The organism is Sulfoacidibacillus ferrooxidans, from assembly GCF_022606465.1.
Taxonomy (GTDB): Bacteria; Bacillota; Bacilli; order Alicyclobacillales; family SLC66; genus Sulfoacidibacillus; species Sulfoacidibacillus ferrooxidans.
Window position 1 is genome coordinate 1 of sequence record NZ_JALBUF010000144.1, and the last position, 255, is coordinate 255.

Annotated in this window: 1 protein-coding gene; it reads right to left on the minus strand. The window is 49.8% G+C overall.

Annotated elements, in window-relative coordinates; translation table 11 throughout:
- On the minus strand, positions 1–255 hold a 255-nt coding region (locus tag MM817_RS17730), incomplete at both ends, for a hypothetical protein (RefSeq protein ID WP_241717216.1).

Here is a 255-nt window from a genome sequence, read left to right on the forward strand (position 1 = left end):
GCACGGTGCCACTCATGTAGGATTTTGCAAAGGGATAGGCCACAAGGAGCGATCCCGCTAACACACCGTAAAAGAGATACCCACCTGTACGAAATTGAGCCGTTTCTGCGCGTAATCGTTCACGATATTGAATTTCAAGCCCCAACAGTTCCGACATTTCCATCCACAGTTCTTCTAAGGGCACACGATACGCCCGCACTTCTTTGGTACACAGAGCGAAAATCGTCAGTTCTAGCAACCCCATGTCGTGAGCGA